General features: G+C 65.0%; 20 protein-coding genes. 16 read left to right on the plus strand and 4 right to left on the minus strand.

Going from position 1 to position 20,953, the window contains the following annotated elements; genetic code table 11:
- The first annotated feature begins 145 nt into the window (after positions 1–145).
- From ABIB73_RS32285 to aat, 10 genes are all read left to right on the plus strand, one after another.
- The gene (locus tag ABIB73_RS32285; RefSeq protein WP_354230750.1) at positions 146–1,552 is read left to right on the plus strand and encodes a M48 family metalloprotease; all 1,407 of its coding nucleotides are present in this window, start codon (positions 146–148) and stop codon (positions 1,550–1,552) included.
- 103 nt (positions 1,553–1,655) lie between these two features.
- On the plus strand, positions 1,656–2,423 hold the full coding sequence (locus ABIB73_RS32290) for a DsbA family protein (protein ID WP_354230752.1): 768 nt from the start codon (positions 1,656–1,658) through the stop codon (positions 2,421–2,423).
- A gap of 216 nt (positions 2,424–2,639) precedes the next feature.
- Complete coding sequence (locus tag ABIB73_RS32295; RefSeq protein WP_354230754.1) at positions 2,640–3,431, plus strand: DUF1236 domain-containing protein; 792 nt, start codon at positions 2,640–2,642, stop codon at positions 3,429–3,431.
- Positions 3,432–3,688: 257 nt separating this feature from the next.
- A complete protein-coding gene (aroQ, locus tag ABIB73_RS32300) occupies positions 3,689–4,156 on the plus strand; it encodes a type II 3-dehydroquinate dehydratase (RefSeq protein ID WP_354230756.1) in 468 nt (155 codons plus the stop codon).
- Positions 4,157–4,195: 39 nt separating this feature from the next.
- Positions 4,196–4,681: an acetyl-CoA carboxylase biotin carboxyl carrier protein gene (gene accB, locus ABIB73_RS32305; RefSeq protein ID WP_354230758.1), complete on the plus strand. Its 486-nt coding sequence runs from the start codon at positions 4,196–4,198 to the stop codon at positions 4,679–4,681.
- A 98-nt stretch (positions 4,682–4,779) separates the two neighbouring features.
- On the plus strand, positions 4,780–6,138 hold the full coding sequence (gene accC, locus ABIB73_RS32310; RefSeq protein WP_354230760.1) for an acetyl-CoA carboxylase biotin carboxylase subunit: 1,359 nt from the start codon (positions 4,780–4,782) through the stop codon (positions 6,136–6,138).
- Between the two features lie 104 nt (positions 6,139–6,242).
- The gene (locus tag ABIB73_RS32315; protein WP_354230762.1) at positions 6,243–7,760 is read left to right on the plus strand and encodes a sensor histidine kinase; all 1,518 of its coding nucleotides are present in this window, start codon (positions 6,243–6,245) and stop codon (positions 7,758–7,760) included.
- Positions 7,757–8,197, plus strand: coding sequence for a response regulator (locus ABIB73_RS32320; protein WP_354230764.1), 441 nt, complete (start codon positions 7,757–7,759; stop codon positions 8,195–8,197). Before ABIB73_RS32315 ends, ABIB73_RS32320 begins: the two co-directional genes overlap by 4 nt.
- Positions 8,194–9,297 (plus strand): sensor histidine kinase, encoded by a 1,104-nt coding sequence (locus ABIB73_RS32325; protein WP_354230766.1) that lies wholly within the window; start codon positions 8,194–8,196, stop codon positions 9,295–9,297. The genes ABIB73_RS32320 and ABIB73_RS32325 overlap by 4 nt, the downstream gene beginning before the upstream one ends.
- Positions 9,298–9,356: 59 nt before the next feature.
- Positions 9,357–10,037: a leucyl/phenylalanyl-tRNA--protein transferase gene (aat, locus tag ABIB73_RS32330; protein WP_354230768.1), complete on the plus strand. Its 681-nt coding sequence runs from the start codon at positions 9,357–9,359 to the stop codon at positions 10,035–10,037.
- 9 nt (positions 10,038–10,046) lie between these two features.
- On the opposite strand, the gene ABIB73_RS32335 is transcribed toward aat, so the two are convergent.
- The gene (locus ABIB73_RS32335) at positions 10,047–11,111 is read right to left on the minus strand and encodes a DUF2155 domain-containing protein (RefSeq protein WP_354230770.1); all 1,065 of its coding nucleotides are present in this window, start codon (positions 11,109–11,111) and stop codon (positions 10,047–10,049) included.
- A 205-nt stretch (positions 11,112–11,316) separates the two neighbouring features.
- Here ABIB73_RS32335 and lipP1 point away from each other — a divergent pair, with 205 nt between their 5' ends.
- Together lipP1 and ABIB73_RS32345 are read left to right on the plus strand one after the other, a co-directional pair.
- Positions 11,317–12,264, plus strand: a complete 948-nt coding sequence (gene lipP1, locus ABIB73_RS32340) for a LipP1 family hormone-sensitive lipase (protein WP_354230772.1) — start codon at positions 11,317–11,319, stop codon at positions 12,262–12,264.
- A 16-nt stretch (positions 12,265–12,280) separates the two neighbouring features.
- Positions 12,281–13,297: a Na+-dependent transporter gene (locus ABIB73_RS32345; protein WP_354230774.1), complete on the plus strand. Its 1,017-nt coding sequence runs from the start codon at positions 12,281–12,283 to the stop codon at positions 13,295–13,297.
- A gap of 304 nt (positions 13,298–13,601) precedes the next feature.
- Here the strand turns inward: ABIB73_RS32345 and ABIB73_RS32350 are convergent, their stop codons facing one another.
- Positions 13,602–14,000, minus strand: a complete 399-nt coding sequence (locus ABIB73_RS32350) for a hypothetical protein (protein WP_354230776.1) — start codon at positions 13,998–14,000, stop codon at positions 13,602–13,604.
- Positions 14,001–14,148: 148 nt separating this feature from the next.
- Positions 14,149–15,087 (minus strand): GlxA family transcriptional regulator, encoded by a 939-nt coding sequence (locus ABIB73_RS32355; RefSeq protein ID WP_354230778.1) that lies wholly within the window; start codon positions 15,085–15,087, stop codon positions 14,149–14,151.
- A 91-nt stretch (positions 15,088–15,178) separates the two neighbouring features.
- Here ABIB73_RS32355 and ABIB73_RS32360 point away from each other — a divergent pair, with 91 nt between their 5' ends.
- Entirely contained in the window at positions 15,179–15,865 is a 687-nt protein-coding gene (locus ABIB73_RS32360; RefSeq protein ID WP_354230780.1) for a DJ-1/PfpI family protein, read from the plus strand.
- 504 nt (positions 15,866–16,369) lie between these two features.
- Here the strand turns inward: ABIB73_RS32360 and ABIB73_RS32365 are convergent.
- Positions 16,370–16,777, minus strand: a complete 408-nt coding sequence (locus tag ABIB73_RS32365; RefSeq protein WP_354230782.1) for an NADH:ubiquinone oxidoreductase subunit NDUFA12 — start codon at positions 16,775–16,777, stop codon at positions 16,370–16,372.
- 246 nt (positions 16,778–17,023) lie between these two features.
- Here ABIB73_RS32365 and ABIB73_RS32370 point away from each other — a divergent pair, with 246 nt between their 5' ends.
- The 3 genes from ABIB73_RS32370 to ABIB73_RS32380 all read left to right on the plus strand — a co-directional run bounded on the left by ABIB73_RS32370 (position 17,024) and on the right by ABIB73_RS32380 (position 20,862).
- Positions 17,024–17,608, plus strand: a complete 585-nt coding sequence (locus ABIB73_RS32370; RefSeq protein ID WP_354230784.1) for a BA14K family protein — start codon at positions 17,024–17,026, stop codon at positions 17,606–17,608.
- 579 nt (positions 17,609–18,187) lie between these two features.
- The gene (locus tag ABIB73_RS32375; RefSeq protein WP_354230786.1) at positions 18,188–18,610 is read left to right on the plus strand and encodes a response regulator; all 423 of its coding nucleotides are present in this window, start codon (positions 18,188–18,190) and stop codon (positions 18,608–18,610) included.
- The gene (locus ABIB73_RS32380) at positions 18,607–20,862 is read left to right on the plus strand and encodes a CHASE3 domain-containing protein (protein WP_354230788.1); all 2,256 of its coding nucleotides are present in this window, start codon (positions 18,607–18,609) and stop codon (positions 20,860–20,862) included. Before ABIB73_RS32375 ends, ABIB73_RS32380 begins: the two co-directional genes overlap by 4 nt.
- Positions 20,863–20,953 lie beyond the last annotated feature (91 nt).

Genomic DNA, 20,953 nt, shown 5'->3' on the forward strand with positions numbered 1-20,953 from the left:
CCGTCCGGTCCGGAAAACGGGGCGCTTGCGCCCCAGACTGGCCGCATTATACGGCTCATAAGGGCATATCGCGTATCCGGTCCGCCGCCAATCGCCAAAACCAATCACGAAACTGCTTCCAAGTCCGTTTGACCCAGACCGTTTGATGTTGCTCCAGATCGCATTGCGCAAGAAGGCCTCGGCGCTGACCGCCCTCATCACAGCGGCGGCGATGGCCCTGTCACCTTTCTCAGTGGCGCGGGCGCAGGAAGGCCGAGGACCGCCGGTCCTGCGCGACACCGAGACCGAGCAGTTGCTGCGCGAATACACGCGCCCGATTCTGCGCGTGGCCGGTCTGGAGAAGCAGAACATCCAGATGGTCATCATCAATGAAGCCTCGTTCAATGCGTTCGTCGCCGATGGCCGCCGCATCTTCGTCAATTACGGCGCGATCCTCCAGTCGGAGACGCCCAACCAGCTGATTGGCGTGCTCGCGCACGAGACCGGGCATCTGGCCGGCGGCCATCTGTCCAAGCTGCGCGAGCAGCTCGCCAATGCGCAGACCCAGATGATCATCGCCATGCTGCTCGGCGCAGGCGCTCTGGTCGCAGGCGCCAGCCGCGGCTCGAGCAGCGCCGGCAACAACGGGCTCGCCAATGCGGGCGCGGCCGCGATCGCGGGACCGCAGGAGATGATCCGCCGCTCGCTGTTGTCCTATCAACGCCAGCAGGAGGAGAACGCCGACCGGGCCGGCGTGAAATTCCTGACCGCGACCCAGCAGTCACCGAAGGGCATGTACGAGACCTTCAAGCGCTTCACCAGCGAGAGCCTGTTCGCCGCGCGCGGCGCCGACCCCTATCTCCAGTCGCATCCGATGCCAGCCGAGCGCGTCGCAGCGCTCCAGGAGTTCGCCAGCACCAGTCCCTATTGGGACAAGAAGGACGATCCGGCGCTCCAGCTCCGCCACGACATGGTGCGCGCCAAGATCTCCGCCTTCATGGAGCGGCCGGAGACGGTGTACCGCCGCTACCCCCAGACCAACGACAGCATGCCGGCGCGCTACGCCCGCGCCATCAGCACCTATCTGCACGGCGATCTGCGCAGCGCGCTCGCCCAGATCGACGCGCTGATCCAGGTCCAGCCGAACAACCCGTACTTCTACGAGGTGCGCGGCCAGGCCCTTCTGGAAAGCGGCAAGCCTGCCGAGGCCATCCCTCCCCTGCGCAAGGCTGTCGCGCTATCGAACAACGCGCCCCTCATCGAGATGTTACTTGGGCAGGCTCTGGTTGGAACCGATAATAAGGCCTACACGGACGACGCCATCCGGATTCTCCGTGCCGCGGTGGTGCGCGAACCCGAAGCGCCGCTCGGCTACATGCAGCTCGCCATGGCCTATGGCCGGAAGGGAGACTATGCCGAGGCGGATCTCGCATCGGCCCAGGCCGCTTACTTGCGCGGCGACAACAAGACCGCCCGCGAGCTCGCCACGCGCGCAAAAACCCGTTTTGCCGTCGGCACGCCCGGATGGGTCAAGGCCGACGACATCGTGGCGTCGAAATCGCCGCGCAACTAGAACGACGCCTGATCGCAAAATCTGCCACCGTGACGTCACGACACTGGGCTTAAGTCCGCCGGGACGTTTTTTCGAAACCTGCTCTGGATAAGAGGATTTGCCAATGCCTTCGCTGCGCCTGCTTGCTCCCGCGCTGTTTGCGCTTGCCATCTTCGGCGCAACGGGACCGGCTTCGGCCGACAGCTTCTCCGATGCCCAGCGCACCGACATCGAAGCCATCATCAAGAGCTACCTCGTCAGCCATCCCGAGGTGCTCGAGGAGGCCATGACCGAGCTCAGCAAGCGCCAGGCCGCTGCCGAGACCGAGAAGCACGAAGCCAGCATCGCGCAGAACTCCGACGCGATCTTCAACTCGCCGCGCCAGGTCGTGCTCGGCAACAAGGATGGCGACGTCACCTTCGTCGAGTTCTTCGATTACAATTGCGGCTACTGCAAACGCGCGATGAGCGACATGCTCGACCTCATGAAGGCCGATCCCAAGCTCAAAGTCGTGCTGAAGGAGTTTCCGGTGCTGAGCCAGGGCTCGGTCGAGGCCGCACAGGTCGCGGTTGCCGTGCGCATGCAGGATCCGACCGGCAAGAAATATCTCGATTTCCACCAGAAGCTGCTCGGCGGACGTGGCCCGGCCGACAAGGCGCGCGCCCTTGCCGCGGCCAAGGAAGCCGGCCTCGACACCGCGAAGATCGAGAAGGACATCGCCAGCCCCGAAGTGCGCGCCACCATCGAGGAGAACTTCAAGCTCGCCGAAGCGATGGGCATGAACGGCACGCCGAGCTACGTGATCGGCAAGCAGATCGTGGTCGGCGCCGTCGGCCTCGACGGCCTCAAGGAGAAGATCGGCGTCGCCCGCTGCGGCAAGGCGACCTGTTAAACACGCTCCACTGCGTTACGCATGCGATGAGGCCGGCTGAAAAGCCGGCCTTTTCGTTTGTCGCAAGCCGCGATCGTGTCGCAAATCCGACGCGCGCATTCATCTGGCGTTCAATAAACAAATGCCGCGGAACCCCGGATGTTCCGGAACAAGTGATACCTCCTCTCGTTGTCGGCGCGGGCAATGACGCAAAGGAAACACGTGAGGAGAAATTCAATGTCTAACCGCTTTATGATCTCGGTTGCCGCGCTCGCACTCGTCGCCGGCGCCGGTCTGGCGAACGCACAGGGCACCATGAACCGCGACAGCGGCGGCGCTGGCGCTCAGCCGACGCAGCACGCGCAGCCGTCCGGCGGCGCGGCCGAACGCGGCGGCGCAATGGGCAAGGAAGCGGCTCCCGAGAAGGGCACCGTGGGCCAGGCCGGCGGCGCCATGAAGCCCGGCGCGGCGGCCGAAGAAAAGTCGTCGGGCGCCATGGAGAAATCTGGCGGGATGGAAAAGTCCGGCGCGATGAACAAGAACGCGGCCGACGAGAAGGCCGGCGCAACGAAGGGCGGGCACGCCCAGGGTGCGCAGGACAAGTCGAAGAGCATGAGCTCGGACTCGACGACCAAATCCGACACCAAGGACATGAAGGCCGAGGACAACAAGGCCGGCGCCGCCAAGAGCAACAATGCCGAAAACCGTCCGGCCGGTGCGACGACCGACAGCAAGTCCCAGACCACGACCGGCAACGCCGCCACCTCGGCGACCGCCGCACCGCCTGCCGAGAAGCGGACCCAAATCGCGTCGGCGATCAAGTCCGAGAAGATCGAGGAAACGACCAACGTCAACTTCAACATTTCAGTTGGCACGGCAGTCCCGGCGAACGTCCGTTTCCATCCGCTCCCGGCACGGATTGTCGAGATCTACCCGGAATGGCGCGGCTATGACGTGATCTTCGTGCACGGCCAGTACATCATCGTCCGTCCCCAGACGCGCGAGATCGTGTACATCATCGAAGGCTAATCCGCTTCGCTGACGCCCAGACGAGCCCTTGCCGAGAGATCGGCAGGGGCTTTTGGTCTATTTGGGCGGCCTCCCCGCGGGTCCTGTCCGGCAGCCATGCTTCGGACTGGTTAACAAGCAATTTCCGTAGTTTCCGCACAGGTTTTTGCACACTGGATGAGGTGCCTGAAGCCGTCCGGGAGGCCCTTCAAGGCTTCCCCTAGGTCACTTTGTTACCTATAACCCCCGCCACGCCGAAACACCTTGCCGGGACAGGAATGGCCGAACCAGCAACCGACACGATCCTCGTTCTCAACGGGCCGAACCTCAACATGTTGGGGACGCGCGAGCCCGAGAAGTACGGCCACGCCACCTTGGCCGACGTCGAGGCATTGTGCCGCGAAACCGCGGCGCAGTTCGGCCTCAAGGCCGACTGCCGCCAATCCAACCGCGAAGGCGAGCTGATCGACTTCATCCACGAGGCGCATGCGCGCAAGATGCAGGGCATCATCATCAACGCCGGCGGCTATTCGCACACCTCGATCGCCCTGCACGACGCGCTGCTCGCGGTGCAGATTCCGACGGTCGAAGTGCACGTGACCAACATCCATGCCCGCGAGAGTTTCCGTCACCACTCCTACACCGCGCGCGCGGCCTTCGCTTCGCTCTGCGGCTTCGGCATCGAGGGCTACCACCTCGCCATCCTGGGCCTTGCCACCAAGCTCGGTCTCAAGCCCAAAGCCTGACGGCCCCTCCCCACACAGAACCCTTCGGATCAAAGAAACATGGCGCGCCAGCCAGACGACAAAGCAGCCGCAAAGTTTTCCAGCGACGATTCCGCGCTCATCCGCGAGCTCGCACTGCTGCTCGATGAGACCAGCCTCACCGAGATCGAGATCGAGCGTGCAGGCTTGCGCTTGCGCGTCGCCCGCAACATCAGCGTTGCCGCGACCATGCCTGTTCCGGTATCGCATGCGGCTCCCGTGCCGGTCGCCGCAACGGCTGCCGCGCCCGCGGCTGCGGACATGTCGAAACATCCGGGCGCGGTGACCTCGCCGATGGTCGGCACCGCCTATTGGGCGCCGGAGCCTGGCGCAAAGCCGTTCATCGAGGTCGGCAGCAAGATCTCGGTCGGCCAGACCCTGCTCATCATCGAAGCGATGAAGACCATGAACCAGATCCCCTCGTCGCGCGCCGGCACGGTGACGCAGATCCTGGTCGAAGACGGCCAGCCGGTCGAGTTCGGCGAGCCGCTGGTTATTATTGAGTAACGCGAATGGCGAGTAGCGAATAGCGAATGGTGCCACCGTTCCCTGCTCGCTATTCGCCACTCGCCATTCGCTACTTCCTATTCGCCCGCTGAGGCACCATGTTCGACAAGATCCTCATAGCCAATCGCGGCGAGATCGCCCTTCGCATCCTGCGGGCCTGCAAGGAGCTCGGGATCGCGACCGTCGCCGTGCACTCCACCGCCGACGCCGACGCCATGCATGTGCGTCTGTCGGACGAGAGCGTATGCATCGGGCCGCCGCCGTCGAAGGACAGCTATCTCAACGTGCCCGCGCTGCTCGCGGCCTGCGAGATCACCGGCGCGGACGCCGTGCATCCCGGCTATGGCTTCCTGTCGGAGAACGCGCGCTTTGCCGAGATCCTCTCCGAGCACAATCTGCATTTCATCGGCCCGAAAGCCGAGCACATTCGCCTGATGGGAGACAAGATCGAGGCCAAGAAGACCGCCAGGAAGCTCGGCATCCCCGTGGTGCCCGGCTCCGATGGCGCGGTCGGTCCTGCCGACGACGCCATCGCGATCGCCAGGAAGATCGGCTTCCCCGTGCTGGTGAAGGCGGCAGCCGGCGGCGGCGGCCGTGGCATGAAGGTCGCGCAGAGCGAGGCCGACCTCCAGGTGGCGCTGTCGACGGCGGCCAACGAAGCGAAATCCGCGTTCGGCGACGCCTCCGTCTACCTGGAGAAATACCTCCAGAAGCCGCGCCACATCGAGATCCAGATTCTCGGCGACGGCCGCGGCGGCGCGATCCATCTCGGCGAGCGCGACTGCTCGCTGCAGCGCCGCCACCAGAAGGTCTGGGAGGAAGGCCCCTCGCCGGTGCTGTCCGCAGCTGCGCGGACCAAGATCGGCGAGACCTGTGCGAAAGCGATGCGCGAGATGAAATATCTCGGCGTCGGCACCATCGAGTTCCTCTACGAGGACGGCGAGTTCTACTTCATCGAGATGAACACCCGCATCCAGGTCGAGCATCCCGTCACCGAGAGCATCACCGACATCGATCTCGTGCTGGAGCAGATCCGCATCGCGGCCGGCGGCGAACTGCCGGCCAAGCAGAGCGAGGTCCAGATCATCGGGCATGCGATCGAGTGCCGGATCAACGCCGAGAACCCGCAGACCTTCCGTCCCTCACCGGGTCGCATCTCGCAATATCACTCGCCCGGCGGGCTCGGCGTCCGGATCGATTCCGCGGTCTATCAGGGCTACACGATCCCGCCCTATTACGACTCGCTGGTCGGCAAGCTGATCGTCCACGGCAAGACGCGCGCCGAATGCCTGATGCGGCTGCGCCGGGCGCTCGACGAGATGGTGGTGGATGGCATCGAGACCACGCTGCCGCTGTTCCGCGACCTGGTGCGTCAGCCCGCCATCATCGACGGCGACTATCACATCCACTGGCTGGAACAGTATTTGGCGGGCCAGACGGAACCCTCCGCGAAATAACCTCATCCCATGGAACCCTTTGTCCCCAATCGCATTGTGGACGGTTGGGGACAGTTCCAAGGGGCCGTTTTGAACTCCGCTAGACGTAACCAGGCGAGACCGTCGTGACCGCTGGGGCCCAGCGGTGGCGCGCATTTTGGCAGATCCTGCTGTTCGCGGCAGGACTTCTGGTGCTGACCGTGATCAGCGCCGGCTCCGTCTATCTCGTCAACAAGGCGCGCGACGACAGCAAATGGGTGCTGCACACCCTCGAAGTGGAGAACCAGGTCAATGCCCTGCTGCTCGAGGTCCGTCGCGCCGAGAGCGGCGCACGCGGCTATCTCCTGACGCAGGGGGCCGAGTTCCTGGCCGACCACGAGAAAGCCGTCGCAGCGATCGTTCCCGCGCTCGACAGGCTGGCGCACCTGATCGGCGACAATCCGGCGCAACGCGAGAGCATCGAGAAGCTGAGCGCCGCGATCGAGACCCGCCTCGGCCAGTTCGCGCGCGAGACCGACTTCGTCAAGCAGGGCCAACCGGACAAGGCCATTGCGCTGGCCCGTGAGGCCGCCGCCGACAGCACCACGACCACGATCAGCAGCGTCGCGAGCGTGATGATCCGTGAAGAGGAGCGCCTGTTCCGGCTCCGCTCGGTCAATGCCGACCAGAGCCAGACGCTCGCGGCGTCCCTCACCGGCATCGGCTCCGGCCTCGTCGTGGTGCTTGCGCTGCTCTCGATCTGGCTGGTGCGCCGCTCGGCACGCGCGCGCAACGACGCCGAGACGCGCCTGCGCGACGCCAACGTCAACCTCGAAGCCATCGTCGACGAACGCACCGCGGACCTGCGCGAAGCCAACAACGAGATTCAGCGTTTCGCCTATATCGTCAGCCACGATCTGCGTTCGCCGCTGGTCAACATCATGGGCTTCACCAGCGAGCTCGAAGAGCTGGGCCGGGACATCTTCCGCCGCATCGGCAGCCTCGCACACGTCCCGGCCGACGGTCCTCCGATCGAGGGCGCCGACGTCGTGCTCGACGGTCCCGACAAACAGCTCTCGGCGGATTTTTCCGAGGCGCTCGGCTTCATCAAATCGTCGATCGCCAAGATGGATCGCCTGATCTCGGCCATCCTCGACCTCACTCGCGAGGGACGGCGCGAGTTCGAACCGGTCAGGATCGACATGCGCGAGCTGATCGAAGCCATCGTTGCAACGGTCGCACACCAGGCCGCCGAGGCTCAGGCCGAGATCGTCCTCGGCAAGCTCCCCGATATCGTCAGCGACCGCCTTGCGCTGGAGCAGATCTTCTCCAACCTCATCGACAACGCGATCAAATATCTCAAGGCCGGGGTTCCCGGCGAGATCGCGATCCACGGCCGGACCAAGCTCGGTTATGCTATTTTCGAGGTGACCGACAACGGACGGGGCATCGATCCGAAGGATCATCAGCGCATTTTCGACCTGTTCCGCCGCGCGGGAACCCAGGACAAGCCCGGTCAGGGCATCGGTCTCGCCCACGTGCGCGCACTCGTGCGCAGACTGGGCGGAACAATGTCGGTATCCTCAGAGCTCAACGTGGGCAGCACCTTCACGATCACGTTGCCCATCAAATGGAACGCCAGCAACCGGAACGAAGAACGATGACTCAGCCCGTCACCATCATCATGATCGAGGACGACGAGGGACACGCGCGGTTGATCGAGCGCAACATCCGTCGTTCCGGCGTCAACAACGAGATCGTGTCGTTCGCCAACGGCACCGAGGCCATGAAGCATCTGTTCGGCGCTGACGGCACCGGACTCGCACAGAAGGGCAACGCCCTCCTGATCCTGCTCGACCTCAACCTGCCTGATATGAGCGGGATCGATATCCTGAAGCAGATCAAGGAAAACAAGTATCTCAAGGCCTCGCCCGTGGTGGTGCTGACCACCACCGACGACTCCCAGGAGATCAAGCGCTGCTACGAGCTCGGCTGCAACGTCTACATCACCAAACCCGTCAACTACGAGAATTTCGCCAACGCCATCCGGCAACTCGGCCTGTTTTTCTCGGTCATCCAGGTCCCGGCCGCCGCCAAATGACCCAGCGCACGCCGACACTGCTTTATATCGACGACGACGACGCGCTGGCGCGCCTGGTCGACCGCGGCCTGACGCGGCGCGGCTACAAGGTCATTCACGCCGCGAGCGGCGAGGAAGGCCTCGAGCGCATCCGCCGCGCGGAGACCGACGGCTGTATCGATGTCGTGGCGCTTGACCAGTACATGCCCGGTCTCGACGGGCTCGAGACGCTCGAACAGATCATGGCGATCCCGGACGCACCGCCGGTGGTCTTCGTCACGGCATCGCAGGATTCCAGCATCGCCGTCACCGCGCTGAAGGCAGGCGCGGCCGACTATCTGGTCAAGGACGTCAAGGGCGATTTCATACCGCTGCTGCACGTCGCAGCCGATGGCGCGCTGCGCCAGGCCGAGTTGCAGCGGGCGCGAGATGAAGCCGAGGCTGAGATCCATGCTTCACGCGACCGCTACGCGGCGCTCGCCGCCGAGCGCGAGCTCTTGCTGCGCGAGGTCAATCACCGCGTCGGCAACTCGCTTCAGATCATCGCCTCGCTGCTGCATTTGCAGGCAAGCTCCGCCGCGCAGGAAGAGGTCAAGGCGGCGCTGACCAATGCGATGGGCCGCGTCGCCGCCGTCGCGCAGGTGCACCGCCGCCTTTACACCTCGCAGGATCTGAAGAGCGTGGTGCTGAACCAGTACCTGGACTCGCTGCTCGAGGACCTCCGCCGCTCGGCCGAAGGTAACCGGATGTCGCGCCTGACGCTGAAGGCCGAGCCGATCGAGATCGATCCGGACCGTGCGGTCGCCGTCGGTATCATCGTCAACGAGCTGGTGATGAATGCGGTGAAATACGCCTATCCTGACGGCGCCGGTCCCATTCATGTCGAGCTGACCTCGGAGAGCGACGATCTCCTGCTGTCGATCACCGACGACGGTGTTGGCGACAACGTCAAGGCCGACCCGCGCTCAACCGGCATGGGCCAGCGCATCGTCGCGGCCATGGCCTCCAAGCTCGATGCCTCGGTCGAGCGTGATCCAGCGCATTCAGGAACCCGTATCATTCTGAGGTTCCGCCGCGTGCCCGTTGCACCCGGCAAGGCGAACACCGCCGCGGCGAGTTGATCTTCGCGCCGCGGTCCCCCCATCGCGCGCGCATCGCGATCCTGCTATTGTCGCTTGCCATGACTTCGCGCGACTCCGCCTCGTCTGAAATCACGCCGGCCGTGCTGCTGCGCGCCTATGCCTGCGGCATCTTTCCGATGGCCGAGAGCGCCGATGATCCGACCCTGTTCTGGGTCGAGCCGGAAATGCGCGGCGTGATCCCGCTCGACGGCTTTCGCGTCGCCTCGCGGCTTGTGCGCACCGTGCGTTCGGATTCGTTTCGTGTCACCGTCAACACCGCGTTCAAGGCGACGATCGCCGGCTGCGCCGCGCCGCAGGCCGGACGCGAGGACACCTGGATCAACAAGCGCATCCGCGACCTCTATGGCGGCCTGCACGAGCTCGGCCATTGCCACAGCGTCGAAGTCTGGCAGGGCGACGAGCTCGTCGGCGGCCTCTACGGCGTGAGCCTGGGGCGCGCGTTCTTCGGCGAGAGCATGTTCCACACCGCGCGCGACGCATCCAAGGTCGCGCTGGTGCATCTGGTCGCGCGGCTCATCCGTGGCGGCTTCGAGCTGCTCGACACGCAATATGTCACCGAGCATCTGAAGAGCTTTGGCGCAGCCGAGATTTCGCGGCGGCGCTACACCGGCCTGCTCGACAAGGCGCTCGCCGGTGAGCCCGGCGATTTCCTGAGACTGTCCGCAGATCAGCCGGTCCCGGGCGCGCGCGCGCTCGAGATCATCTCCTCACGGCAATAATCAGAGATCTTAGCGACCGAACCCGGGGATACCGAACAGACCCGGCCGCTGCTCCGGCGGCGGAGGCGGAGCCGGTTGCGGCTGCTGCGGTGGCGGCAAGGGCTGCGGCGGACGCTGCTGCACCGCCTGCTTGGGCGCAGCCTTCTTCTGCGCGGGAGGTGGCGGTGGCACAGCCGGCTTGGTCGCGGGATCTGGTGCCGCGGTCGCGATCGTCTGCTGTGGCTCTTTGCAGTCGGTGAGCCAGATGTCGTAGATCGGGTGCTCGACGCCGTGCAGGCCGGGGCTCGCGGCGTACATCCAGCCCGAGAAGATCCGCTTCACCTCGCCCTGCAAGGTGATCTCGTCGACCTCGACGAAGGCGTCGGTGTTGGTGGCTTCCGTCGCGGGGCGCGTGTAGCAGGCATCGGTCTTGACGCGCAGCGCGCCGAACTGGACGGTCTCGCCCATCTCCTCGTCGAAATTGATGATGCGCCCGGTGATCTTGTCGAGGCCGGAGAAGGTCGCCTTCTTGTTCACGATCTTCTGCGCCGGCGGCTCGGTCACGACCTCGTCGCCCGGCTGGAGGCTGGCAGGCGCCTGCGGAATGGCACCCTGCTGCGTCCCGCCCTTCTGCTGGGGCTGGCGCTGGCCAGGTGCCCCCGGAACTGCGCCCGGCTGCGGCGCGGCTTGCGGATTGGGCGGCGCAACGGCCACGGACGGCGGCTGGTTCTGCGGAGCGACGGTGGTGCCCGGGGGCGGCGCCAGCGGCTGGCTCTCCACCGGCCCCGGCATGATATTGCCTTGCCGGCCCGGCGGCGGCATCGGACGCGACGGCAGCACGCGGCCCTGCGGCGGCAGTTCCGGCACCTCTTCGTCGTCGTCGGGGGTTGGCATTGGCTGCGGCTGTCCGCCACGGGGGATACTGCCCGGCGGCCGCAGCGGCGGCGGATCAGAGAAAATCGTGCCGATCTGCGCCTGCGCAGGCGACGCAACCGTCAGCGCGGTTGCGGCCAGAAGCGCCGCAAGACCTGTCAGGGTAATGGTTCGAAACATAATCTCGCGCGGCTTCAACAGCGAATCGGGTTCGTTGGACATTCTACAGGGGATACCGCCGCTCGCAGGCCCTCCGGTTAACACGGCGAATACGGCGGGGAAAGGGCGGCATCCCTGCCCTGCCCGCCGCCGGCGTGACAGGCCGGCGCCCGGATGGGATAGTCGGAGGCCTCTCCCCGGGGCCGAAGCGGGCATCGCCCCCGAAAATGACGTCCAACGATAACCAGAACCTCAAGGGTCCCGTCCCATGCCCGTCGTGCTCGATCCCGATGCCGCCGCCGTCTACAAGGCGTTCCAGGAGGCCGGCCGCCCGGCCTACGAGACCCTGACCGCACCGGAAGCGCGCGACTACTATTCGCAGGCGCGCTTTGCCACCAATCCAGAAGCACCGGAACTTGCGCGCGTCTCATCTCTCTCGATCCCGGCATCGCACGGCGCGATTCCCGCGCGGATTTACGTGCCGAAGGAGCCGCGCCTTGCGAACGGCCTGGCGCCCGCGCTGGTGTTCTTCCACGGCGGCGGCTGGGTGATCGGCGATCTCGATAGCCACGACGTCGTCTGCCGGCAGCTTGCCGACGCCGGCGCGCTGATCGTCATCTCCGTCGATTATCGGCTCGCCCCCGAGCACAAGTTTCCCGCCGCCGTCGACGATGCGATCGCCGCGACAAAGTGGGTTGCCGCAAATGCGCGCGAACTCGGCATCGACGCCGCGCGCCTCTCGATCGGCGGCGACAGCGCAGGCGGCAATCTGACCGCGGTCACAGCCCTCGCCGCCCGCGACGGCAATGGTCCCAGGATCGCGGGCCAGGTGCTGATCTACCCGGCCGTCGATTTCGCCATGACGCACGGTTCGCACAGCGAGCCCGAGACCAGCGTGCTACTGACGCATTCGGTGATCCGCTGGTTTCGCGATCACTATCTGGGCGGCACCCTCGACATCCACGACTGGCGCGCCTCGCCTGCGCGCGCGACGAGCCTTGTCGGCCTGCCGCCGGCTTATGTGCTCACCGCCGGCGCCGATCCGCTGCGCGACGAAGGCGATGAGTATGCGGCGCGCCTGAAGCAGGATGGCGTGCCCGTCACCTACAAGCACTTCCCCGGCCAATTCCACGGCTTCATCACCATGGGCAAGCTCTTGCGAGAGGCCAATGTCGCCGTGAGCGAGATCGGCGCGTGGTTGAAGGGATTGGCCTGACAACGCCGTCATCGAAATGCCTTCTGGTCTTCAAACTGTCTTCGCCGTTCCCCTGCGCTGCCTGACCTGGCTCGGCGGCCAGGGCACGCGCGCGGTGGCCGCAATCGTATTTATCGCCGTTGCGGTGCCGCCGCTCGGCGCGCTGCTGCGCCCCTATGTCACCGAGGCGATCCTCGGCCTGCTCTGCATCTCCTTCATGCGGGTCGATCTGGCGGCGCTTTACGGCCATCTGCGCCGGCCGGCGCTGGTGGCAACCGCGACGGCCTGGACCACGATCGGCGTCCCGCTGATCGTCGGGCTGATTGCGCACACGACCGGGCTCGACAGAAGCGCGCCCGGCCTGTTCCTCGCCATGATGCTCCAGGGCATGGCCTCGCCAATGATGGCCGCACCCGCGCTCGCGGCGCTGATGGGGCTCGATGCCACGCTCGTGCTGGTCACGCTGGTGACCGCGACCGCAGTCGTGCCTTTCACCGCGTCGCTGTTCGCCAGCCTGTTTCTCGGCGGCATGCTCAGCATCTCCCCGCTTGCGCTCGGCGCAAAACTGCTGGGCATCCTCGCGATATCGTTGTTCGCCGCGACCATGATCCGCTGGATCTTCGGCGCCGATGCAATCCTGCGCCACAAGCGGCCGATCGACGGCTTCAACATCATCATCCTCTTGATCTTCGCATCCGCCATCATGGGCGACGTGGCGCATGACTTCGTCGCCGATCCCGCCTTCACGATCGGCATCGCGGCGCTCGCCTTTGCTGTCTATTTCACGCTGCTCGCGGTCACGACGCTGCTGTTTCGCCGCATCGGCTATGAGCGCGCACTGGCGCTCGGGCTGATGGTGTCACAGCGCAATCTCGGACTGATGCTGGCGGCGACCGCCGGCGCGCTGCCGCCGACCACCTGGCTCTATTTCGCGATGACGCAATTTCCGATCCACCTTGCGCCGTATCTGCTGACGCCGATCGCGCGGCGGCTGACGGCGCGGGTCGGCGCGCCCAGCACAGTCCCAGCTGACAGCACCGCCTCTTCAGGCTGATTTTGCTCGCAAGACATGCGCGTCCGTTCTGGGCTCGGGAGCCGACAAGATCCGCTCGCCTTTGCGGGGCGGCTAAGGGCCCAGGCTGTGTGAAAAGTCGTTGCTGTCATCTCGAGCTAGAATCAAATTTTCTCGGAGGCACATCCAGGAACGGAATGTTCTCGCGAGAGGCCAATAAGCGACGCGGGACAGAACCGCATTCTATGAAGTCTCGCCGTGACCGACTTTTCACACGGCCTGGGCCAGAAGCGGAAGATCAGGGACAGAGGACTCGCAGGCAGGTCGCGGGGTTGCGATGAAGAATCTAGTGGTTCAGTCCTGATGGAAGAGTCACTGGTGGGGAGTTGACGGGCATCCGCTTGACGATCTTGGTCCAGGTTGCGTTAAGGGCGGCTATGACGCTCGGACTATCCGCATAGCTGGTTCGGAGTGCCTGCTCCTCCCCCTTGATATCCGCACACTTCAACGAGCCCGTGATTTTGTCGATCTGCGCTTCTTGCTTCGGATCGGTTGCCTTTTGCGACCATTCAATACAACTGGCGCGACGGCCGACAAACTCGACTACATCAGCGGGCAGGCTGCTGCCATCAGCGCTTGCGGGGCCGCAAGGTGCAAGCCAAACCGTGGCCGCAGCTGCGGCGCATGAAAAGAGGAATCCTGTCCAGCGCTCGACCCGGACCACGTTCCTGCCAAGACAATTCATATGAAATCGCCTATTGCCGCTTACTCTCATTGCCAATGCCACATTCATACCCCAGATACACAAGTGACGGTACCCGGCGAAATGCCGGGCTCCAAGGGCACGTCAGCCTTAACCACTTTAGCCAACCTCCTCACTTTTTAAGTACCACCTACCCCGCCCGCGCCGCGCGGCGCAGCGCCTGCGGCGGCTGGCCGAAGGCGCGGATGAAGGCGCGGCGCATCCGCTCGGGGTCGCGAAATCCGGTCGCTTCTGCGACGAGCTCGATCGCCTCGCGCGAGGACTGCACGCGCTCTCGGGCGACCTCGATCCGCAGCCGCTCGATCGCTTTGGAAGGCGTCGTGCCGGTTTCGGCGGCAAAGGCACGGGCGAAATGCCGCGCGCTCATGCCGGCGCGATCGGCGAGGTCCTCCACCGTCAACGGCGCGTCGAGATTTTCGCGCGCCCAGGACAATAGTGCGCCGAAGCGGCCGTTCGGCGTCTTCAATTCCAGCAGCGAGGAGAATTGCGACTGGCCACCGCTGCGGCGATGGTAGAGCACGAGCTGGCGCGCGGTCTGTTGCGCGATCTCCTCGCCATGGTCCTCGGTGACCATCGCGAGCGCGAGGTCGATTCCCGCCGTAATGCCCGCCGACGTCCACACATTGCCATCGCGGGTAAAAATCTGGTCCGGCTCGAACTTCACCTTCGGATAGCGCGCCACGAAATCGCGCGTCCGGCCCCAATGCGTGGTGGCGCGGCGGCCATCGAGCAAGCCGGCTTCTGCCAACACATAGGCGCCCGAACAGACGCTCGCCACCCGCACACCGCGCCGCGCCAGCCTCTGCACGAAGGCGCGCGTGACCTCGCAACGGGCAGCATCCGCCACACCCGCGCCGCCGGCCACGAGCAGCGTCGTTATCGCATTCGACGACTTGAAATCGCGCGCCATCATCTCGACGCCGGACGAGCTGCGCACGGGTCCCGCATTCACCGCCAGCACCCGGATCGCGGGCGGCTTGCCGCAAGCGCGCGCCGCGATCTCGAACACCGAGATCGGACCGGCCGCATCGAGCAACTGGAAATCCGGGAAGATCAGGATGCCGATCATGGTCATGTCCGAAAGTGAGGGAAATACGCCATTTTGGACAGAAGGGCATCATGCCATTTTGACGGCGTCAAGCTCATAGTTGGAGGCTCTCATGTCGACACCGCTTCAGATCGGCCTTTTGGTGTTTCCGCGCGTCACCCAGCTCGACTTCACAGGTCCCTTGCAGGTGTTCTCGTCCGTGCCGGGTGCCAAACTGCATCTGATCTGGAAGCGCATCGAGCCGGTGCCGAGCGATTCCGTGCTGACGCTGACGCCGACCACGACGTTCGCCGATTGTCCGCAACTCGACGTGATCTGCGTGCCCGGCGGCGGCGGCACCAATGACCTGCTCAATGACGAGGAGGTGCTGGACTTCCTGCGCCGGCAGGCCGAGGGCGCCAGATACGTCACCTCGGTCTGCACGGGATCGCTGGCGCTCGGCGCCGCCGGCCTGTTGAAGGGCTACCGCGCCGCGACCCATTGGAGCGCGATGGAGATGCTCGCCCAGTTCGGCGCGACGCCGACCAAGACGCGCGTCTGCATCGACCGCAACCGCGTCACCGGCGGCGGCGTCACCGCGGGGATCGATTTTGCGCTGACGTTGGTCTCGATCCTGCTCGACCGCACCACGGCGGAGGCGATCCAGCTCCAGCTCGAATACAATCCGGCACCGCCGTTCAATGCCGGCTCGCCGGACACCGCGCCCGCCGAGGTGCTGGCGATGCTCCGGGAGCGCGGTGCGCAAAATCAGGCGCGCCGCCTCGATGCCGTCAAACGCGCCGCCACGCGGGTGATGTAGCTTCGCGCAACATATCGCCGCTCTCGTGCCCCGGACGCAGCGCAGCGCTTCTTCAGCGGTGCGCTGCAGAGCCGCGGCCCAGCAGCACGGACTGAAGCATGGGTCCCGGCTCAGCGGCGCGTCGTTTCATGCCGCGTCGCGTCCGGGACACGAGAAAGTCATGCAATCCGCCACGACAGAAAAAGGCCGCTCGGTTTCCCAAGCGGCCTTTCCTGTCTTACGGCGGCGCACATTCTCATCGGGCGATTTCGGAACTTCCAGACCGGGGGCCTATCTCCCGATCGAGTCCTGGTCGGCGGCCGCTGCATTTCGGGACAGTCGCGAGCTGTTGCCCGAACCGAACGCGATGGTCTCCCATCTCCGTAAGATGGGTTCATTGAGCCGCATCGCTCGCGTCGGCGCAACGCCTACGCGCGGACCGTCCCCGCTGTTCCCGTTGTCCACACCGGCGTGATGCGGATGCGCGTGCATCCAATCGAACGATGAAGATCCGGCGTCAGCGAGCTAGCCGGGCGTCCAGGGCTGGTAATCGCCGGTCGCCTTCGGCCGCTTGCCGCTGGCAAGCGTCGAGCCGGAGGGCCGATAGGCGTTGGGCGTGCCAGTCGGGTTCGGCTGGTGCGGCTTTTCCCACTCGCGCGGCTGGTAGTTCAGCTCGGTCGGCGGCACGTCGACGGTGTGATGCATCCAGCCGTGCCAGGACGGCGGAATACGGCTCGCTTCCGCATAGCCGTTATAGATCACCCAGCGCCGCTCGAAGCCGAGCGCAGGGTCGATCGCGCCGCCACGGGTGCGGTAGTAGCGGTTGCCCTGCTCGTCCTCGCCGACCAGTTCTCCGAACCGCCGGGTCCAGAGTTGCGTGCCAAAGGTCTGGCCATTCCACCAGGTGAAGACTTTGAGGAAGAACTGTTTCATGCGGCAAGGGCCCTGCTTCGTAGGGTCCTGATGCCACCCGGGCGGCCAAATGTCCAGTTCGGCCGCCGTGCACGTGCCCCACGCGAAACGTGGTGACCCGGCCCGGACGCCGCCGCAATGCGGACGCGATCCGTTCATGCCGGGTACAACGGCCGCATGGAAATCTGCCCATCACGCGCACACCGGCGTGATCCCAGGAACCCCCGCTCGTCCCACGGGTTTGCTTCCGGGAAAAGGAGTTTGACCATGAACAGTCTTAGAGTTTTGAGCGCCGCCGCAGCGTTGGCGCTGATTCTGCCGATGGCGACCCCGAGCTTCGCACAGGGGCATGGCGGTCACGGCGGTGGCGGCGGGGCTCACTTCGGCGGCGGTGGCGGTGCGCATATCGGTGGCGGCGGTTTCGGCGGCGGTGCACGGATGGGCGGTGGCGGAGGCCATTTCGCGGCCGGCGCCGCAATGCGTCCGGGCGGCGGCGCCTCGCCGTCCTTCAGCGGGGGCGGCCGTAACTTTGCTGCCGGCGGCAACTGGCATGGCGGCGGCGGCAACTGGCGCGGCGGCGATTGGCATCGTCATGGCGGCGGTGGCTTCTGGCCGGGAGTCGCAGCGGGTGCGGCGGTCGGCGCGCTGGGCTCGTACGCCTATTATGGCGGCGGCTACTATGATGATCCCGGCTATTATGGCGACGATAGTTACTATGACGACTCGTCAGTGGCAGTGGTCCCCGACAGCGGCGGCGACGCCACCGGCTATTGCGCACAACGCTTCAGGTCGTACGACCCGGCGTCAGGCACCTATCTCGGCTATGACGGTATGCGGCATCCCTGCCCGTAAGACGGTCTGAGATCGCGATCCCTGGGCGGCGCCGGTGACTATCGGCGCCGCCCAGGCGTTCGCATAGACCGCGCACGAACGGCGCCCATCGCCGAGCCGATAGGTCAAGCGACCATCCTCGCTCAGATCTTGCACGTCCTTCAACGAACGCAGCCCATGAATCGCGAGTTTGGTCATCGCAGAACCTCCACACATCGTCGGCGCAAAAACCGCGTCGACCTGTGAGTGGAATCTCCGGCAAGCCCGCCTGCAAACGATGCATCCTCTTGCCGTACTGGCTCAGCGAAGGCCCAAAGACACAGCCAGTCCCTCCCTGGCGACACTTCGACTTCGGAAAGCAGCTTTCTCTGGTCGCGCGGATTTGCCTCAACCTGTCATTGAAATCCGACGCAGTTCACCTCTCGTATCACCTCGGCGAAACGCCAAAGCAGCTACGGAACCGTACGCGTGCGTGAAACTCGCACCTCAGCTATGCATTTCACCGTGCATATCTAACCTGACCCAATCCAAAATTGACCCGGCGCACGATTCGCCTATATCACCGATGGCTATGGGGACTTGGATCTACTGGGAAATGTCATGCCGCGTATCCTCGTGGTAGACGATGATCCGATGGTCGGCGCGACCATCGAGATCCTCCTCCAACGTCAGGGCTTCGATGTCACGATGGCCGACGGTGGCGAAACGGGGCTCGCTGCGCTGGAAGCGCAGCCGTTCGATGTGATGCTGGTCGACATCTTCATGCCGCATATGCGCGGCTTCGAGTCCATCCGCATCTTTCATGAGCGCGCGCCCGCGATTCCGCTGATCGCGATGTCGGGCTACGCCTTCGCCTCGTCCGCCTCGCCTTCACCTGACTTTCTGCGCATGGCGCTGGAGCTCGGCGCGACGCGCTGCCTTCGCAAGCCGTTCACGCCAGAGACGCTATTGACCGCGATCCGGGAATGCCTCGCCGGTCCTGGCGAGAGCGTAGGGCCGAAGGACAAGAAAGAAGTCCCTTGATCCCAACGCAGCGCGTCATTCTCGGTGCTGGACTTGCCATCCTCCTGATCATCACCGCCGCCTCGATCGGACTCGACGTCAAGTCGCGGTCAGATGCTGCCTGGGTCAACCACGCCGTCGACGTGTTGAAGAAGATCTCGGATGTGCGCCTTCTGCTTCGCCAGGCCGAAAGCGCCGCACGCGGGTTCGAGATCTACCGGACCGGCAGCTTCGCCGACGAATTTCAGGCGACCCGCGACCGGATCTTGCCGACCCTCACCGACCTCGAACGCGCGGTACGGGACAATCGCGACCAAGACGAACTGGTGAAGGCGACCGTGCCACTGGTCACGCGGCGGGTCGAGGTCGCGGCCGAGGTAATACGGCTGCGCGCCGCGGACGACCAGGCCGGCGTTTCCGCGCTTCAGGGCAAGGGCGAGGGTCGCGGCCTCATGGAAGTGATCGTAGCCAATCTCGACCAGCTGGCCGCCGGCGAAGAGAAATTGCTCGCCGCCCGCGAGGCAGATTCGCGCCGGACCGGCATCGTGCTGCTCGGCATCGACGTCGTCGGCGCGCTGGTGATCCTTCTTTTGGTCGCTATGCTCCTGCGCGAGAGCCAGCGCACCACCGTCCAGCTCAAGAGCTCGCTGCACGAGACACAGGCCGCCAGGGAAGTGCTCGAAGCGGCCGTCGCCGAACGCACGGAGCATCTGGTCACCGCGCATGACGAGCTGCGCCTGTCGGTCAATGTGCTCCAGAGCACGTTCCGCAGCATGGCCGAGGCGGTCCTGGTGATCGACAGCGAGGGCAACGTCCTGTTGTCCAATCCGGCCGCGGAGCGCATGCTGCTGCATCGGGCCGGTATGAACCTGCGCAATCTGCGCGCACTCTCCGACGTCTTTCACGGCGACGGCGTCACGCCGCTCGAGCCCGACGAGCTGCCGTCGGTGCGCGTGCTGCGCGGCGACGCATTCGAAGAGATGGAGATGATTGTCCGCCCGCACAGCGGCAATTCCGCGCGCCATCTCATGATCAGCGGCCGGCCGATGCTCGATGCGCAAGGCGTGATCTCCGGCGCGGTGCTGGTCTATCACGATGCCACCACGTCGCGCGACACCGAGCGGCAATTGCAGCAGTCGCAGAAACTGGATGCGATCGGCAAGTTGACCGGCGGCGTCGCGCACGACTTCAACAACATGCTGACCGTGATCTCCGGCAATACCGAGACGCTGGTCTCACACCTGAAGCAGCAGCCCGAGCTCCAGCGCGTGGCGCGCCTGATCGACGATGCCGCCGAACGCTGCGCCGAGTTGATCCAGCATCTGCTCTCCTTCGCGCGCCGGCAGCCCTTGCAGCCGCGCAACGTCGAGATCAACGCCGCGATATCAGACATCGCAAAGCTGCTGCGCCCTACTCTTGGCGAGCAGATCCAGATCGAGACCGTCCTCCAGCAGGGGCCGATGACATCGCATATCGATCCGTCCAGGCTGACCAACGCGGTGCTCAACATGGCGATCAACGCCCGCGACGCCATGCCGAACGGCGGCAAGCTGCTGCTGGAGACCCACCGGGTCGTGCTCGACGAAGCCTATGCGCAGGCCAACGTCGACGTCCGTCCCGGCCCTTACGTGATGCTCGCCGTCAGCGACACCGGCACCGGCATGCCGCCCGACATCCAGGAGAAGGCGTTCGAGCCGTTCTTCACCACCAAGGAGGTCGGCAAGGGGTCTGGCCTCGGGCTCTCCATGGTCTACGGCTTCGTCAAGCAGTCCGGCGGCCACATCAAGATCTACAGCGAGGAAGGCCACGGCACCACGATCAAGCTCTATCTGCCGCCGGGCGAAGGCATGGCCGAGGTGGCGGCTCCCGTCGCGCCGCAAGCCGCAGGCGGCGTCGAGACCATCTTTGTCGTCGAGGACGACACGCTGGTGCGCAACTTCGTCACCGCGCAGCTCCAGACCCTCGGCTACAAGACGGTGGCCGCCGCCGACAGCAAGGCGGCGCTGCAATTGATCGAGGCCGGTCAGGCCTTCGATCTTCTCTTCACCGACGTCGTCATCCCCGGCGGCATGAGTGGACGCGAACTCGCTGAGGAGGTTGCCAAGCGTCGGCCCGGCGTGAAGGTGCTCTACACCTCCGGCTATACCGACAACGCCATCGTCCACCACGGCAAGCTCGACGACGGCGTGATGCTGCTGACAAAACCTTACCGCCGCAACCAGCTCGCCGAGATGATCAGGAAGGCACTGAACGGCGGCGGGATGGTGGTCTAGGGTCTGTTGAGATTCATCTAGAATGGATGACGGCGGTGGCGAGATAGATCATCGCTTCAAAGCTGCTGTCTGTCTTGTCGCACCGCATTGC

Source organism: Bradyrhizobium sp. F1.4.3 (assembly GCF_040548375.1).
Taxonomy (GTDB): Bacteria; Pseudomonadota; Alphaproteobacteria; order Rhizobiales; family Xanthobacteraceae; genus Bradyrhizobium.